This is a genomic window from Paractinoplanes globisporus DSM 43857 (genome assembly GCF_000379645.1).
Taxonomy (GTDB): Bacteria; Actinomycetota; Actinomycetes; order Mycobacteriales; family Micromonosporaceae; genus Actinoplanes; species Actinoplanes globisporus.
On sequence record NZ_KB903357.1, the window covers coordinates 113,093 to 128,391 of the forward strand.

15 protein-coding genes are annotated in these 15,299 nt (G+C 71.8%); 6 read left to right on the forward strand and 9 right to left on the reverse strand.

The window, feature by feature from the left end:
* The first annotated feature begins 4 nt into the window (after positions 1-4).
* The gene (locus A3CQ_RS0148335; RefSeq protein WP_020518194.1) at positions 5-1,117 is read left to right on the forward strand and encodes a sensor histidine kinase; all 1,113 of its coding nucleotides are present in this window, start codon (positions 5-7) and stop codon (positions 1,115-1,117) included.
* Complete coding sequence (locus A3CQ_RS0148340; protein ID WP_020518195.1) at positions 1,114-1,770, forward strand: response regulator transcription factor; 657 nt, start codon at positions 1,114-1,116, stop codon at positions 1,768-1,770. The genes A3CQ_RS0148335 and A3CQ_RS0148340 overlap by 4 nt, the downstream gene beginning before the upstream one ends.
* On the opposite strand, the gene A3CQ_RS0148345 is transcribed toward A3CQ_RS0148340, so the two are convergent.
* Complete coding sequence (locus tag A3CQ_RS0148345; RefSeq protein WP_026207039.1) at positions 1,750-2,361, reverse strand: carboxylesterase family protein; 612 nt, start codon at positions 2,359-2,361, stop codon at positions 1,750-1,752. The two genes, A3CQ_RS0148340 and A3CQ_RS0148345, sit on opposite strands and share 21 nt — an antisense overlap.
* Positions 2,362-2,633: 272 nt before the next feature.
* On the opposite strand from A3CQ_RS0148345, the gene A3CQ_RS63885 reads away from it, so the two are divergent.
* Both A3CQ_RS63885 and infA read left to right on the forward strand, forming a co-directional pair.
* Entirely contained in the window at positions 2,634-3,512 is an 879-nt protein-coding gene (locus tag A3CQ_RS63885; protein ID WP_026207040.1) for a GNAT family N-acetyltransferase, read from the forward strand.
* A 25-nt stretch (positions 3,513-3,537) separates the two neighbouring features.
* Positions 3,538-3,762 carry a translation initiation factor IF-1 gene (infA, locus tag A3CQ_RS0148355; RefSeq protein ID WP_020518197.1) on the forward strand — a complete coding sequence of 75 codons (225 nt, stop codon included), beginning with the start codon at positions 3,538-3,540 and terminating at the stop codon, positions 3,760-3,762.
* A gap of 56 nt (positions 3,763-3,818) precedes the next feature.
* Here the strand turns inward: infA and A3CQ_RS0148360 are convergent, their stop codons facing one another.
* The 3 genes from A3CQ_RS0148360 to A3CQ_RS0148370 form a co-directional block, all read right to left on the reverse strand.
* Positions 3,819-5,399, reverse strand: coding sequence for an ABC transporter permease (locus A3CQ_RS0148360; protein ID WP_020518198.1), 1,581 nt, complete (start codon positions 5,397-5,399; stop codon positions 3,819-3,821).
* Entirely contained in the window at positions 5,396-6,298 is a 903-nt protein-coding gene (locus A3CQ_RS0148365; RefSeq protein WP_020518199.1) for an ABC transporter ATP-binding protein, read from the reverse strand. The genes A3CQ_RS0148360 and A3CQ_RS0148365 overlap by 4 nt, the downstream gene beginning before the upstream one ends.
* Positions 6,299-6,425: 127 nt before the next feature.
* On the reverse strand, positions 6,426-6,932 hold the full coding sequence (locus A3CQ_RS0148370) for a MarR family transcriptional regulator (protein WP_026207041.1): 507 nt from the start codon (positions 6,930-6,932) through the stop codon (positions 6,426-6,428).
* 68 nt (positions 6,933-7,000) lie between these two features.
* Between A3CQ_RS0148370 and A3CQ_RS0148375 the strand changes: the two genes are divergently transcribed.
* Positions 7,001-8,155 carry an acyl-CoA dehydrogenase family protein gene (locus A3CQ_RS0148375; RefSeq protein ID WP_020518201.1) on the forward strand — a complete coding sequence of 385 codons (1,155 nt, stop codon included), beginning with the start codon at positions 7,001-7,003 and terminating at the stop codon, positions 8,153-8,155.
* Positions 8,156-8,164: 9 nt separating this feature from the next.
* On the opposite strand, the gene A3CQ_RS0148380 is transcribed toward A3CQ_RS0148375, so the two are convergent.
* The 4 genes from A3CQ_RS0148380 to A3CQ_RS0148395 all read right to left on the reverse strand — a co-directional run bounded on the left by A3CQ_RS0148380 (position 8,165) and on the right by A3CQ_RS0148395 (position 13,883).
* Entirely contained in the window at positions 8,165-10,585 is a 2,421-nt protein-coding gene (locus A3CQ_RS0148380; protein ID WP_020518202.1) for a putative bifunctional diguanylate cyclase/phosphodiesterase, read from the reverse strand.
* A 66-nt stretch (positions 10,586-10,651) separates the two neighbouring features.
* Positions 10,652-12,319 (reverse strand): S8 family serine peptidase, encoded by a 1,668-nt coding sequence (locus A3CQ_RS0148385; protein ID WP_245577683.1) that lies wholly within the window; start codon positions 12,317-12,319, stop codon positions 10,652-10,654.
* A gap of 146 nt (positions 12,320-12,465) precedes the next feature.
* On the reverse strand, positions 12,466-13,488 hold the full coding sequence (locus tag A3CQ_RS0148390) for an aldo/keto reductase (protein WP_020518204.1): 1,023 nt from the start codon (positions 13,486-13,488) through the stop codon (positions 12,466-12,468).
* Between the two features lie 14 nt (positions 13,489-13,502).
* On the reverse strand, positions 13,503-13,883 hold the full coding sequence (locus A3CQ_RS0148395) for a DUF2255 family protein (RefSeq protein WP_026207042.1): 381 nt from the start codon (positions 13,881-13,883) through the stop codon (positions 13,503-13,505).
* Between the two features lie 142 nt (positions 13,884-14,025).
* Here A3CQ_RS0148395 and A3CQ_RS0148400 point away from each other — a divergent pair, with 142 nt between their 5' ends.
* Complete coding sequence (locus A3CQ_RS0148400) at positions 14,026-14,556, forward strand: Uma2 family endonuclease (protein ID WP_020518206.1); 531 nt, start codon at positions 14,026-14,028, stop codon at positions 14,554-14,556.
* A 7-nt stretch (positions 14,557-14,563) separates the two neighbouring features.
* Here A3CQ_RS0148400 and A3CQ_RS0148405 read toward each other — a convergent pair whose 3' ends face one another.
* On the reverse strand, positions 14,564-15,298 hold the full coding sequence (locus A3CQ_RS0148405) for a helical backbone metal receptor (RefSeq protein WP_040434280.1): 735 nt from the start codon (positions 15,296-15,298) through the stop codon (positions 14,564-14,566).
* Position 15,299 lies beyond the last annotated feature (1 nt).

Genomic DNA, 15,299 nt, shown 5'->3' on the forward strand with positions numbered 1-15,299 from the left:
CTTCGTGGACGTCATTTCGGTCCGCCGTTGGCTCGCCGACGGGTTGCTCGCCGCGGTGTTGCTGGTGTTCGGGCTGGTCACGACCAGGTTCGCGGCTCAGAACCAGCCCGGCGCCACGCCCCTGGACACGGTGAGCGACGTGCTGATCGCGGTCGCGGCGGCGGCACTGGCCGTCCGCCGCCGCTGGCCGGTCGTCACGCTCGCCGTGGTCACCGCCGCCACCACCGCCTACCTGAACGGCGACTACGCGTACGGATCGATCATGTTTTGTTTCCTGGTCGCCGTGTACACGGTGGCGGCCGAGCTGCCGCTGCGTCCGGCCGCCGTCTTCGCCGGTGCCGCCCTGGTGGCGGTGAGCGTGCACGCGTTCGTCCCGTTCGACGGCGATCCGGGCATCGCGGGGCTCGCCCCGGCCGCGGCCTGGGTGGTGGTGCCCTTCGCGGTGGGCGCCACGGTGCGGCTGAGCCGGGAGGCAACCGCCCGCGCCCGCCTCGATGCCGCCCGGCGGATCGCCGACGACGAGCGGCTGCGGGTCGCCCAGGAGGTCCATGACGTCGTGGGCCACGGGCTGGCCGCCATCAACATGCAGGCCGAGATCGCGCTGCACCTGCTGCACCGCAAGCCCGAGCAGACGGAGGCCGCGCTGACCGCGATCAGCCGTACGAGCAAACAGGGACTCGACGAGCTCCGGGCGACGCTGGTGGCCGTGCGCCGGGGCTACGACCGCACGCCGATGCCCGGGCTCGGTCAGCTGCCCGCGCTGCGTGAACGGCTCGCCGACGCCGGTCTGCCGGTGTTCCTGACGATCGACGGGACGCCACCCGAGGTTCTGCCGGGCGTGGTCGATCTGGCCGCCTATCGGATCGTGCAGGAGGCTCTGACCAATGTGCTCCGTCATGCCGGCGCGGCGAACGCCGAGGTGACCATCCGGTACGGGACTGAGACGGTCGAGCTCGAGGTGACCGACACCGGCATCGGCGGAGCACCGTCGCACCACGGCACCGGCATCGCGGGCATGCGCGAGCGGGCGACCGCGCTGGGCGGCGAGCTGACGGCCGGGCCGTTGCCGGGCCGCGGATTCCGGGTCCACGCGGTGCTGCCGGTGGCCGGGTCATGATCGGGGTTCTCATCGCCGACGACCAGGATCTCGTACGCCTGGGGCTGAGCGCTCTGATCGGGTCCGAGGACGACATGCGGGTGGTGGGCGAGGCCGCCGACGGGCTGGCCGCGGTGGCGGTGGCCCGGGAGACCCACCCCGACGTGGTGCTCATGGACGTGCGGATGCCCGGCATCGACGGGATCGAGGCGACCCGCCGGCTCACCGCCGACGCGACGATGAGCGGTACGCGGGTGATCGTGCTGACCACGTTCGAGCTCGACGAGTACGTCTTCGACGCGCTGCGCCACGGCGCCAGCGGGTTTCTCACCAAGGACACCAAGCCGGCCGAGATGCTGCGGGCCATCCGCCTGGTCGCCGAGGGCGAGGCGCTGCTGTCGCCGTCGGTGACCCGCCGGGTCGTACGCGAGTTCGCCACCCGCCCGTCGCGGGCCCGGAAACCGCACCCGCGGCTCGACACGCTCACCGACCGCGAGACGGAGGTCGTCGCGCTGGTCGGTGAGGGGCTCAGCAACGAGGAGATCGCCGGGCGGCTCGTGGTCAGCCCGGCGACGGCCCGGACCCACGTCAGCCGGGCCATGGTCAAGCTGGGCGCGCGGGACCGAGCACAACTCGTCGTCTTCGCCTACCAGTCAGGCCTGGTCGACCCGTAGCGGACCGGAACGCCAGAACCCGCACCGGTGCTCCCGTCCCACGTCGACCGGCGCGATCCGGGTGCTGGACAACGACAGGGCGTCGTCCCGTCGGTTCTCGTCCCATCCGGCGCCGGGCCGCCCGTCGCGGGCGAACGTGGTCCACCGGCGGATCAGCTCGGCCGCCAGCCCCTGCCGTGGGGCCCGGTCAGGCCCGGGCTGGGCATCACCGAAGGCCCCGATATCGGTACGCAGCCAGCGCAGCGCGGCCTGCTGGTCGGCCGGCGCGAAGTTGCCCGCGTCCGGGTCGTGCAGCGACCGGTCGCGCAGGAAACCGAGCGCGCCGAGCCGGTAGTTGACGGTCACCACGATGACGTTCCCGCCGCCGGAGACCGGCCTCGGGTCGTCGACGCTGCCTCCCCCGGTGTTGCCGCCGTGCACGAAGACCATCACCGGCATCGGCCCGCCGACGTCCCGCGGGACGTGCAGGTCGAGGTACAGGCAGTCGTCCGCGCCCTGGAACTGCACGGGCGATCCCGGCGGGTACGAGAAGGTCTGCGGGCAGACCGACGGGGGCCGGGTGGCGTCGCGGACGCCGGTCCACGCCTTCATGCCGCCAGTCCGGCGGTGATCAGCCTCTTCATCATTCTTTGGACGTTCATACCAATGGCGCCTCGGCGGTATCCCAAGAATCTGGGCGTTAAATGGTTGGACGGTTTGACGGGCAGCCTGGTAGCTTTCGTCCCGCCGTGACAGTGCTTGAGGAGGTGAGACCCGTGAACGTTTGTTTCGAGTGGGTGCTCCCCTCGCCGTCACGGACCGGCCACTGACATAGGTGACGCCCGGGAGCGCCCCCATCTGGCGATCCCGAAAGGCACCAACCTATGAATCCTGTGGAATCCCCGCACGCTCTGCTGATTTCCCGGGTCGCGCCGGAACGATGGCATGTGCTGGAGGACGACCTCGTCGTCGGCCGGGGCGAGACGTCGCGGCGGCCCGACGGGCGGCTGTTCGTCAGCATCGACGCCTGGCACGACGCGGCCTTCGACCGGCTGGCTGAGGTCATGCCGGCCGCCCTGCCCCGGCCGCTGCACACCGTGGTCGACGAGGCCGACCTCGACCTGACCGCCCGGTGGCGGCGAGCCGGCTTCACGACCCGGCGCCGGGAATGGGAGTACGCCCTGCCGACCGGCCCCGACTCCCCGGCCGTCACCCCCGGTGCCGCCGACCTCGGGGCCGCCAGCCTCGGGGCCGCCAGCCCCGCAGCCAGCCGTGGAGCCGCCAGCCTCGGGGCCGCCGGCCCCGCAGCCAGCCCCGAAGACCCCGGCTCGGCGGAGCCGCCGCCGGGCGTGACGATCAAGGCCTGCGGCACCGCCGAGCAGGCTGCGCTCCAGGCCCTGGACCGCACCATCCGCGACGAGGTCGGCCCGGGATGGCCGGACATGCCGGCCGAGGTGCTGGCCCGCCCGGTGCTCGACCCGGCGCACTATGCCGTGGCCGCCGCGCACGGCGAGTACGTCGGTCTGCTGCGGGTCACGATGGTGACCCGGCTGCCGCGAATAGGTCTGATCGCCGTACGGACTGACCATCGACGCCGCGGCATCGCCCGGGCGCTGCTGGCCCACACGCTGGGCGCGCTGCACGCCGTCGGCAAGAAGACGGCCTCGGCCGAGATAACCGAATCCAATGTCGCCGCGACGGCACTGTTCGAGGGCTTCGGCGCGCGGCGCACCGGCAGCACCCTCGAGCTGGTCATGCGATGACCGCGAACGAGAGGAGGCGCTGACCATGCCTAGAACATCGAACGGCATCGAGCTCGAGGGCACCGTCCTCGAATGCCTGCGCAATGCCACCTTCCGCGTGGAGCTCCAGAACGGCCACAAGGTCCTGGCCCACATCAGCGGAAAGATCCGGAAGAACTACATCAAGATCCTGCCGTTCGACCGAGTGCTCGTCGAGTTGAGCCCGTACGACCTCACCCGGGGCCGCATCGTCTTCCGCTACCGCAGTTGACGCCGGGGGCGGCGCGGGCGATCGGCCGGAAGGCAGGTCGCCCGCACCGCCGGAGGTCAGAGAACGTCGCGGCGCCGGAAGCCGGCGAACGCCACGGCGGTAAGAAGGACCGCCACGAGGCTCACCCATCCGAGACCGGACCAGTCCGGGCTCGGGACCGTCACGTTGGGGACATGCCACAGCGGACTGATGCCCAGGATCCAGTCCCACAGCCGGAACAGCGGCCCGAGCAGGGTCAGCGCGAAGACGGCGACCACGCCCAGCCAGCCGGCCAGCCGGGCGCGCGGGTTGGCGCCGACCGTGGCCAGGGCCAGGCCGACCAGGACCCACACCGCGGGGATCGTCGCCGCCGCCTGGAGGATGACGTCCCCGGCGGCGATGCTCGGTTCGGCGGCCGACGCGATCAACCCGATCACGGTCCCGGCGACCAGCAGCGCGACCGCGGGCCCCGCGAAGGCGATGACCGCGTTGCTGGCCAAATATTTGGACCGACTGACCGCGCCGGCAAGCACCGGCTCGACCCGGTAGTCGATCTCCTCGGCGTACACGCGCATGACGATCTGCACCCCGAAGACCGCCGCGATGATGCCGGCCAGCTGGAGGATCGTCACGATGAAGGCGAAGATCAGCCCGCCCTCGGTGGTCGCGTTCGACTTGACCAGCGGGCTGTCGGCGAGGATGTCGCCGACCGAGGTCGCCAGGAAGCCGAACACCGCGCCGAGCCCGGCGAACGCCACCAGCCACGAGATCAGCGAGCCCCGGTTGATCCGCAGCGCGAGACCCCACACGCTGGCCACCCAGCCACCTCGGGCCGGGCCGCGACGGGGTGCGACCACGCCCTGGCCGAAGTCGCGGCGCGCGTGCAGGACCAGCCCGACACCGGTCAGCGCGATGGCGAGGCCCAGGGCGAGCAGCAGCGGCCAGGCATTGTTCTCCGTGGCCGGGCGGACCTCCTCCAGCCAGCCGAGCGGGGTCAGCCAGGTGGCCCACGGCGAAGCCTGGCTGGCGTCGAGGTAACCGCGCACGACGAAGGTGATGCCCAGCACGGCGACGGCGATGCTGTTCGCGGTGCGCGCGTCCGAGCCGAGCTGGGCCGCGATGCCGGCAACCCCGGCGAACATCAAACCCGAGGCCGTGTACGTCGAGGACAGCGCGAGCGAGTTCAGCAGGCCCCCGCCGCACGCGATGGTCAGCAGCCAGGACACGATGCCGAGGGCGATCGACGCGAGCACCGCCATGAGCGTGGCGACGGCCAGGCGGGTCTGGCGGCCCATGACCCCGGAGGCCAGCAGCTCGGCCTGGCCGGAGTCCTCGGCGGCGCGGCTGTTGCGGACCACGATGAAGATGGTCATCAGTCCGGCGAAGAACGTGCCGAGCGCCCCGGCCCGCCAGGCGTTGAAGCCGTCGGCGGTCATCAGGTCGCGGGCCGGTCCGAAGATCAGACTCAGCGCCGGGTTCGAGCCGAGCGTCGCCGCCAGTTGCAGCCGGTCCTGCAGGTCGGGGAACACCCACCCGTAGGCGAGAACCGACGTCGCCGACAGCGCGGAGATCAGGACGATCCACGGGCCGATGTTGCGGGCGTCCTGTTTGAGCGAGGCGCGCAGCAGCGGCCGCGCACCGGTCAAGACCTGGCTCATGCCGCGTCCCCGTTGCCGTACTGGCGAAGGAAGAGCTCCTCGAGGGACGGCGGCGCCACCGTCAGCGAGGTGAGCCGGTACCGGCTGAGCTCGGCCATCGCGGCACTGAGCTGGTCGTTGTCGACCGTGCCGGTGAACCGGCCCTCCTTGAGCCGGGCGTCGTGCACGAGGTGCAGGCCGTCGAGGGAGGCGGGCGGGTCGGCGAAGACGGCGTGGACGGTGGTGCGGGTGCGCTGCCGCAGCTGGTCGAGCGTGCCGGTCTCGACGACCTTGCCGGCGCGGATGATGCTGACCCGGTCGGCCAGGGCCTCGGCCTCGCTCAGGATGTGGCTGGACAGCAGCACGCTGCGGCCGCGCGCCTTCTCCTTGGCGATCTCCTCCTGGAAGATCGCCTCCATCAGCGGGTCCAGGCCCGAGGTCGGCTCGTCCAGGATGAGCAGGTCGACGTCGGAGGCGAGCGCGGCGACCAGGGCCACCTTCTGCCGGTTGCCCTTGGAGTACTGCCGGCCGCGCTTGGTCGGGTCGAGATCGAAGCGCTCCAGCAGCTCCTTGCGACGGGTCTCGTCCAGGCCGCCCCGCAATTTGCCGAGCAGATCGATCGCCTCGCCGCCGGTCATGCCGGGCCACAGCATCACGTCGCCGGGCACGTATGCCAACCGGCGGTGCAGGCTCACCACGTCGCGCCACGGATCGCCGCCGAGCAGCCGCAAATGACCGGCGTCGGCCCTGAGCAGACCGAGCAGCACCCGGATGGTGGTCGACTTGCCGGCGCCGTTGGGACCGAGGAAGCCGTGCACCTCGCCGCGGGCCACGCTCAGGTCCAGCCCGTCGAGCGCCCGGAACTGCCCGAACGACTTGACCAGCCCGGATACCTCGATGATCGCGCTCTCGTCGGTCATGGCGGAGAGCCCTTCTCGAATTTCCACGGTTGAGGAGTCCGCCGCCGACGATAAGTTCGACGGGCATGAAAGTCAACGCCCGTTGAATTATGCGACGGAACCCCGCGGCCCCCGCCCGTACGGCCGCTCAGAAATCGCCGGCGTCGCGGCGCAGCTCGGTGAGAATGTCGACCAGCGTGGTGACGCCAGGGGGCGCGATGCCCGGCGCGGTGAACACCTCGTCGTTGAGCTCCTTGGTCGCCGCCAGGGCGAGCTCGCGCCCGGGGTCGAGCAGGTCGACCAGGGTCGCGCGCCGGTCGGTGGGATGCGACGTGCGCCGGACCAGACCGGCCGCCTCGAGCCGATCGACGGCGTTGGTGACGCTCGTGGGATGAACCTGCAGGCGCTGCCCGATCTTGGCCATCGGCAGCGAGCCCGCCCGGCTGAACAGGAGCAGCATCAGCACCTCGTAGCGGGCGAACGTGACGCCGTGCCGGCGCAGGACGGTCTCGACCCGGGCGAGGGCGATCTGCTGGGCGCGCATGAGGGAGGTCACGGCCGCCATCCCGTCCGCGGCATCCTCCCAGCCGTGGTCGGCCCACTGGCGGCGCGCCTCGGCGATGGGGTCCAGGTGCAGGCGGTCGGGTGCGCTCACCTCGACATCGTACGGCAGATCGGTCGGCGCATGGACATCCAATAGTCGGACGTCCTACTATCGGACGCATGAGCTTCGACGTGTACCGGCTGCCCGACGAGTACAACGAGCTGCGCGAGGCGATCCGTGCCCTGGCCGACAACAAGATCGCGCCGTACGCGTCGGATGTCGACGATCGGTCCCGCTTCCCGGTCGAGGCCTACGACGCCCTGCGCGCGGCCGACTTCCACGCCCCGCACATCGCCGAGCAGTACGACGGAGCCGGCGCCGACGCGCTCGCCACCTGTATCGTCATCGAGGAGGTCGCCCGCGCCTGCGCCTCCTCGTCCCTGATCCCCGCGGTCAACAAGCTGGGCACGATGCCGCTGATCCTCGGCGGCTCCGACGAGGTCAAGCAGCGCTACCTGCCGCCGGTGGCCCGCGGCGAGGCGATGTTCTCGTACGGGCTGTCCGAGCGCGAGGCCGGCTCCGACACGGCGAGCATGCGCACCCGCGCGATCGCCGACGGCGACGAGTGGGTGCTGACCGGGCAGAAGTCCTGGATCACCAACGCCGGCGCGTCGCGGTACTACACGGTCCTGGCCGTCACCGACCCCGACGGCCCGCGCGGCCGCAACATCACCGCCTTCGTGGTCGAGGACGGCGACGAGGGCTTCACCTACGGCGAGCCCGAACGCAAGCTGGGCATCAAGGGCTCACCCACTCGCGAGCTGCTGTTCGACAACGTCCGCCTCGGCGACGACCGCCGCGTCGGCCCCGTCGGCGACGGCCTCAAACTCGCCCTGCGCACTCTCGACCACACCCGCGTCACCATCGGCGCCCAGGCCGTCGGCATCGCCCAGGGCGCCCTCGACCACGCCGTCGCGTACGTGAAGGAGCGCCGCCAGTTCGGCAAGGCCATCGCCGACTTCCAGGGCATCCAGTTCATGCTCGCCGACATGGCCATGACCCTCGAGGCATCCCGCCAGCTGGTCTACACCGCCGCCGCCAAGTCCGAGCGCAACGACCCCGACCTGCCCTTCTTCGGCGCCGCCGCCAAGTGCCACGCCTCCGACGCCGCCATGCGCATCACCACCGACGCGGTCCAGCTGCTGGGCGGCTACGGCTACGTCAAGGACTATCCGCTCGAACGCATGATGCGAGACGCCAAAATCACCCAGATCTACGAGGGTACGAACCAGGTGCAGCGCATCGTGATGGCGAGGCACCTCCTGACGGGCTGACACCGTTCGTCAGGCGGTCAACGCCGCCTGAGTGACCAGCCAGGCGGTGAAATCCGCGGGCGGCAGCGGCCGGGACAGGTAATAGCCCTGGACCGCCCCGCAGCCCGCGGCGCGCAGGTAGTCGAGCTCCTCCCGGGTCTCCACGCCCTCGGCCACCACCAGCAGATCGAGGGCCCGCCCGAGGTGCAGCGCCGCCTCGGTGACCGCGCGCCGGCCGGGATGCGCGAGGACGTCCCGTACGAAACTCTTGTCGATCTTCACCTCGTCGATCGCCAGGTCGGCGAGCCGTCCCAGCGACGAGTGCCCCGTGCCGAAGTCGTCGATGGACAGCTTCACACCGATCGCCCGCAGCGCCGCCAGGGTGACGGCGCTGCCGCTCGGATCCGCCATGATGCCGGTCTCGGTGATCTCCAGGGTCAGCGCCGCCGCCGGCAGGCCGTGCCGGCGCAACGCATCCCGAACCTCACCGGCCAGCGCCTGGTCCGCGAGCATCTGCGGGGACAGGTTCACGGCCACGGTCAGCTCGTGGCCGTCCCGCCGCCACCCCGCGCAGGCGGCCAGGGCGGTCTCCAGCACGTGCCGGGTGAGCGGGCGGATCAGGCCGGACCGCTCGGCCAGCGGGATGAACTCGTCCGGCGCGACCGGCCCGTCGGCGCGGAACCAGCGGCTGAGCACCTCGGCGCCGAGCACCCGGCCCGACGCCGGATCGACCTTGGGCTGGTAGGCCACCTCGATCAGCCCGCGCTCGACGGCGGTGCGCAGGTCGGCCAGCATCGCCAGCCGGCGCGGCGTGTTCCGGTCGTCCTCGGCCCGGTAGACCCGGACGCCGCTGCGGGCGTGCTTGGCCGCGTACATCGCCACGTCGGCACGCTGCAGCAACCGGTCCGGGTCGGTGCCGTGGCCGGGGGCGACGCAGACCCCGACGCTCGCCGGGGTGGTCACCGTGAGGTCGCCGACCTCGATCACCTCGGCCACGGCGCGATGCAGCTCGTGCGCGATCTCGAGCACCTCGTCGCGATCCCGGGCGGCCGGGACGATCAGGCCGAACTCGTCGCCACCGAGCCGGGCCACGGTGGCCCGGCCGCCGAACCGGTCCTCGATCCGCCGGCCGATCTCGCGCAGCACCCGGTCGCCGACCGCGTGGCCGAGCGCGTCGTTGATCTCCTGGAACCGGTCCAGGTCGAGCAGCAGGACGCCGACCACCTGGCCGTCCGGCGCCTGGCCGACGGCCTTGCCGAGCGCGTCCAGCAGGCTGAGGCGGTTCGGCAGTCCGGTGAGGGTGTCGTGCAGGCCGGCGTGGCGCAGCCGCTCGAGCAACCGCGCGTTGGTGAGGGCCACGCCGGCATGCGCCCCGAGCGCCTCCAGCAACCGCAGGTGCTCGCCGGTGTGGGCGGCCAGGTCGGGCAGGGTGCCGGTGACGACAAGGGCGCCGGTGGCGTCCTCGAGCGCGACCGGCACCGCCATCCCGGTGCCCGGCAGCAGCACCGGTTGCCCGCCCAGGGCGGGTCCCCACCAGGTTTCACCATCGACGTCAAAACCAGTCATCTCGTACGCCTCGGCGCCGCTCAGCCGGATCCGGACCGGGTTGGCGTCGTCGGCCAGCACCAGCTCGGCGGTCTCGGCCCGAACCAGGTCGCGAACCTGGCCGAGCACCAGCCGGCACACCTGATCGGCGTCCGGCGAGCCGCCGAGCGTACGGGTGAAGCGATAGACCGCCTCCACCTGAGCGTGCCCCTGGGTCTGTTGCGCGTAGCTGCGGAACACCTGGTGGACGGTCAGCGCCAGGACCGCGAGCAGGACGAACGCCGGCCAGGCCTCCCGCACCACGATCGCGGTGACCAGTCCCAGCGCGGTGGTGACCAGCACGAACGGCAGCTGGAGCAGTTCCCGGACGTCGGCGACGGCCAGCCGCCGCCACTGGACGCTGTCGTCGTGGATGGCGATCACCGCGGAGATGGCAACGATCGAGATCAGGTCGGCGGTGAACGTCCCCGCGAACGTGCCGGCCCAGCCCAGCGGGCGGAGCGGGTCCGACGAACCGGCCAGCAGCCGTAGCCCGAGCGCCGCCACGGTCACCTGGGTGAGGTACAGCGCCAGGTTGAAGGCCAGCTTGCCGCCGCGCTGCCGCCGGAACACCGTGAGGCCGATCAGGCCACCGCCGAGCCGGGCCAGCGCCACCAGTCCCGGCGGAAGCAGCATCAACCCGACCACGGTGGGGATCTCGCTGAGGCTCAGGGTGTGCGAGCCACGGCGTACCGGCAGCAACACGACGAACCGCTCGCCGAGCGCGAACAGAACCGCGAGGACGACCGCGATGGCCGCCCGCCGGCCGGTGACCGCGGGGAACCCGCCGATCCAGGCGCTCTGCAGGGCCACCGAGCCGGCCGCGAGAAGGGCCGTCAGTCCGGCGACGCGAGCCCGAGCCGTCATGACGCACCCCCTCCCCTCCCGATCGACTCCCGTTCAGTCGGCGGCCGGGATGCCCACCTGAGACGTTCAGGTCCAGGCCCGGCCGGTCCACGCCCGGCCCAGCCACGAACCGCTGGTCCAGGCCCGCCCGGTCCAGCCGGCCGCGGTCCAGGCCCGGCCGGTCCAGTTCGAGCCGGTCCAGGCCCGGCCGGCCCAGTTCGTCCCGGTCCAGGGGGCGATGTTCCAGGTGAGCGCCGTCCACGAGCTGCCGGTGTAGGCGGTGCCGGCCCACACGTTCCCGTTCCAGGTGCCGCCGGTCCACTGGGTGCTCTTGGCGGCGCCCTTGGTCCAGGTGGCCGGGTTCCAGGGCGTACCGAAGATGTCCTTCTCCCCGGTCAGCACCGTGCCGGTGGTCGCATCGACGACGTGCGACGTCCCGCGGGAGGCTTCCAGGCTGCCGAGGCCGGTGGCCGCCGGGAAGGACTGGGTCCCCTTCTTCGGCGTGCTCAGCGTGACCGCCGAGGAGATGTCGATCTCGCCGGCGCCGGCGGCGATCGGGTCGGTGCCGAGCGGGTCGGCCGACTCCATCAGGAGGTTCTTGACCTGGTCCGGGCTGAGCTTCGGCGAGTTCTGCAACAACAGCGCGACCGTGCCGGACACCACGGCGGTGGCTTGCGACGTGCCGCTGCCGCGGAAGAACTGGTCGCTCACCCGCGCGGCCGGATAGTTCACGTCGATGTACGAGCCCGGGTCGCGCAGCGATACCACCGACCGGCCGGCGGCGAGTACGTCGGCGTGCCGGGTGGCGTTGCCCCGGGTGGAGAACGTGGCGACGGTGTCGTCGCCGAGCGTCTCCGTGCCGTTCGTGTCGGCGGCGCCCACCGCGATCACGTACGGGTTGGCGGCGGGCATCGTGACCCGGGACGCCGTGGGACCGTCGTTGCCGACCGCCACCACCACGACGATGCCCTTCTTCCAGGCCGTCTCCACCGCGAACGACAGCGGGTCGAGCACCTCGCTCTGCGTCGAGTCGGTGCCGAACGAGAGGTTGAGCACCCGGATGTTGAGGCCCGCGTCGTTGCGGTGCTCCACCACCCAGTCGATCGCCGCGATCACCTGGGAGACGTCGGCGGCGCCGTCGGCCGCCGCCACCTTGAGGCTGATCAGGTTGGCGCCCGGGGCGATGCCCTCGAAGCCGGACGCCGGGTCGCTGCCGGCGATGATCCCGGCCATGTGCGTGCCGTGCCCGTAGGTGTCGGTGTCCGCCAGGCCCGGGGTCTGCGACTCGAACGACAGGTCGGGCCCGTTGATCACCTTGCCCGGCTGGTTGAGCCCGGCGACCGGCGCCACGCCCGAGTCGATCAGCGCGACGCCGACACCGGCGCCGGTCAGCGCCACGGTGTTGGCCTTCTTGCCGCCGGCGCCCCTCTTGACGGTCGCCACCGTCGAGTTCGCGCCGCCGGTGTCGAGCCACGTGTCCGCCTTCATCCGGACCGTGCCGTCCGCGGTGACCTCGGCGACTCCGGGCGACTGCCGCAGCGACGCGACCGCGCCGGCCGGTACCTGCCCGGCAAAACCGCTGATCAGCGAAAGCTCCCGGTCGACCGTCCCGCCGGCCCGCCGCACGTACGCCTCGGCCCGCGACAGGGCGGCTCCGGAGTCGGTCCGGACGATCACCGCGGTCATCGGTCCGCCGCTCATCGACTCGCCGGGCGCCGCGATGGCGGGGGTCGCCCCCGCTCCGGTCAAAGCCACGACCGTGAATAGACCCGTCAATCCCGCCCTCATGCCGACCACGTTCGCTCCTCGGCCCACGGTCGCTCTTGATCACGACGTGAGCCGCCCATCGGCCGGCGTTCGGAGGACCTGAGGGATTCCGTGCGCTTTTGCGCCGCGCCGGCTCAGCGGCGGCGGGCGGTGGGGTGCAGGGACGGGCTGACCCATCCGTTCTCGGCGGGATTGATGGTCAGGCCGGGCGGGATGATCTCGTCGATGCGGTCGAGCACGTCGTCGGTGAGGACCACGTCCGCGGCGGCCAGCTGCGACTCGAGATGGTCCATCGTGCGCGGGCCGATGATCGGGGCGGTGATCGCCGGGTGGCGCAGCACGAACGCGATCGCCAGCTGGATCAGGGTGAGGCCGGCCTCGTCGGCCAGCTGGGACAGCCGTTCCGCGGCCTCGAGCTTGCGCTGGTTCTCGGGCAGGGACAGGTCGAAGCGGTTGGCCAGGCGCTGCCGCGCGGGCGACATCGGGCCGTCCTGAGCGTCCTTGCGGTAGCGGCCGGAGAGCCAGCCGCCGGCGAGCGGGCTGTACGGGATGACGCCCAGGCCGTACCGCTGGGCGACCGGGAGGACCTCGTTCTCGATGTTGCGGACCAGGATGTTGTACGGCGGCTGCTCGGTGACGAAGCGTTCGCGTCCGCGCCGCTCGGCGACCCACTGGGCCTCGACGATGGTGGACGCGGGATAGGTCGAGTGGCCGATGTAGCGCACCTTGCCGGCGCGGACGAGGTCGGTGAGCGCGCCGAGGGTCTCGTCCAGGTCGACCGCCGGGTCCCAGCGGTGGACCTGGTAGAGGTCGAGATAGTCGGTGTCCAGGCGGCGCAGCGAGTTCTCGGCCGACTTCATGATCCACCGACGGGAGCCGCCGCGGTGGCCGGGGTCGTCGTCGAACGGCATGAAGAACTTCGTGGCGAGCACGACGCCGTCGCGGCGGCCGCGCAGGGCCTTGCCGACGATCTCCTCGGATTCCCCCTGCGAGTAGACGTCGGCGGTGTCGACGAAGTTGATCCCGGCGTCGAGCGCCCGGTGGATGATCTTGATGCTCTCGTCGTGGTCCTTGGTGCCCCAGTCGCCGAACATCATGGTGCCGAGGCACAGCTTGCTGACCTGGACGCCGGTGCGCCCGAGCGGTCGAAGGTCCATTGGTCTGCCTCCTTCTACTCGGCGGGGATCAGACGGATGGTCAGCGGAGCGACGGCGGCCCCGACGACCGCGCCGACGATCCGCGGGCCGTACCGGTCGTATTTGCTGTGGTAGGCGCGGTCGATGCCGGCGTGGGCGCCGGGGTCGGCCTCGGCGAAGGCGACGTCCCGTTCCAGGCCGCCGGCCCGGATGCGGCCGGTGCCGCTGGCCTTGGCACGGCGGAACCAGCCGTTGTCCGGGCCGTGGGCGCTGCGCACGTAGAGGTCGTCGCCGACCCGGACGGCCCAGATCGTCACGTACGGCCGCAGGGTGCCGTCGGCGCGCCGGGAGCTGACCTGCAGCTCGTCAGTGCCGCCGATCCGGCTCAGGTCAGCGTCGCTCCATGTCGTCGTCACGGCCTCACCAGCCTCATCCTTCTGCTCCATACCTTCGTGCCCAGCAAACACCGATCCACGCGTCGGAGGGAGCTACTGCCGTAACCGGTACTGACAGTCCCTCCCCGACAGCTCCGGAAAGCCGGGGCGGTACGGTGGTCGCGTGCTCGTCGTCACACTCGATGACCTTGCGGCGATGAACGCCGCCGACCGGCACGGCCATCGATATGAGTTGAGCCCCGAGGGAGCGTTGTCGGTTACGCCCCTGGCCGATTCCGAGCACGCCGCCATCGCCAGCCGCCTCTCCGCCTGGCTCGCGATGGCCGGCTGGCCCGCCGACCAGATACTTCAGGCGGTCGGCGTCAAGATTCCCGGCCCCGACGGCGACGGGGGCCGCATCCCGGACCTCACCGTCTGGTCGGCCCCGCAGCCCCGCAGCGTATGGCTGCCCCTGACCGGCCTGGTATTGGCCGTTGAGATCGTCTCACCCGGCTCGGCCGCGATGGACGAGGTCGTCAAGGTCCGGGAGTACGCCCAGGCCGGAATCCCGCGATATTGGATGGTCGAACGCGACGCCGCGCAGACTGTGACCTTGCACGTTCTCGGGCCGGACAACGCCTACGAGGTGTCGGCCAAGATGCCGCTCGCCTGGCTGCTCCAGACGAAACCGAGCGATCACCACGTCGACGGCTGACCCGGGCCTACGGCTCGGGCCGGACGAGGTCGAGCAGTTCGCCGCGGGCGGTGGCCAGGGACGGGCCGTACCAGGTCAGCCGGCGGCCGGGCACGAGCACGGTCCGGAGGCCGGGGAAGGCTTCGGGGCCGTCGTCGGGCGTGAAGACGTACGGCTCGTCGGGGAGCAGGACCAGTTCGGGGGCCGCCGCGTGCAGTTCGTCGAGCTCGACGCGAGGATAGCGGGCCTCGCCCGTCCCGAAGACGTTGTCCAGGCCCAGGCGGGCCAGCAGATCGCCGGTGAAGGTGCGGGCGCCCACCACCATCCACGGGTCACGCCAGATCGGGACGGCGACCCGCAGGCGTGGCCGGGGCGCCGGATGGCGCCATTCAGCGGCGGCGGCTCGCAGCCAGTCCGGCTCGCCGACGGCCAGCACGTCGGTGAAGAGGCGCCGCATCGAGGTCAGGGCGTCGTTCAGGGACTCGATCGCCGTCACCCACACCGGCACGCCGGCCGCGCGCAGCCGGTCGACGTCGAGCCGGCGGTTCTCCTCCTGGTTGGCCACGACCAGGTCGGGCTTCAGCGCCACGATCGCCGCCCGGTCCGGGTTCTTCGTGCCGCGCACCCGGGGCAGGTCGAGCCCGGGCGGATGCGTGCACCAGTCCGTGACCGCCACCAGCCGGTCCGGAACCGTCACGGCGAGCGCCTCGCTCAGCGACGGGACCAGCGAGACGATCCGCCTCGGCGGGGCCGCGAAGGCCATC